Annotated in this window: 1 protein-coding gene; it reads right to left on the bottom strand. The window is 69.5% G+C overall.

Annotated elements, in window-relative coordinates; genetic code table 11:
- Positions 1-849, bottom strand: an 849-nt coding sequence (locus tag RM704_RS44550) for a beta-ketoacyl synthase N-terminal-like domain-containing protein (protein WP_311593565.1), incomplete at both ends; no start/stop codon positions are given.

Genomic DNA, 849 nt, shown 5'->3' with positions numbered 1-849 from the left:
TCACACCCGCCACACCCGCAGCAGCCTGCGTATGACCCACATTCGACTTGACCGACCCCAGCCACAACGGCCGGCCACCCTCCCGCTCCTGCCCATACGTCGACAGCAACGCCTGCGCCTCGATCGGATCACCGAGCGTCGTGCCCGTACCGTGGGCCTCCACCGCGTCCACCTCGGCGGCACTCAGACCGGCATTCGCCAGCGCCTGACGGATCACCCGCTGCTGCGACGGACCATTGGGCGCCGTCAGACCATTGCTCGCACCGTCCTGGTTGACGGCGGAACCCCGCACGACGGCGAGGACGCGGTGGCCGTTCTTCTGCGCGTCCGACAAGCGTTCCAGAAGCAGGATGCCCGCGCCCTCGCCCCAGCCCGTCCCGTCGGCGTCGGCGGAGAAGGCCTTGCAGCGGCCGTCCGCGGCGAGGCCGCGCTGAAGGCTGAAGTCGATGAACGTCTCGGGAGTGGACATGACGGTCACACCGCCGGCGAGTGCCATCGTGCACTCCCCCTGGCGCAGGGCCTGGATCGCCCAGTGCAGGGCGACCAGTGAGGAGGAGCAGGCCGTGTCGACCGTGACGGCCGGGCCCTCGAAACCGAACGTGTAGGAGACCCGGCCCGACGCGATGCTGCCCGCGCTGCCGTTACCGAGATAGCCCTCGACCTCCTCCGACGGCTGGGTCACGCGGGACCCGTAGTCGTGGTACATGATTCCGGCGAAGACACCGGTCCGGCTGCCGCGCAGGGTGGTGGGATCGATACCCGCCCGCTCGATCGCCTCCCACGACGTCTCCAGCAGCAACCGCTGCTGCGGATCCATCGCCAACGCCTCACGCGGCGAGATCCCGAAGA

This window comes from Streptomyces gottesmaniae, from assembly GCF_031845845.1.
GTDB lineage: Bacteria > Actinomycetota > Actinomycetes > Streptomycetales > Streptomycetaceae > Streptomyces > Streptomyces akebiae.
The sequence above is the reverse complement of the archived record's forward strand: the minus strand, read 5'-3'. Positions and strand labels throughout refer to the sequence as shown.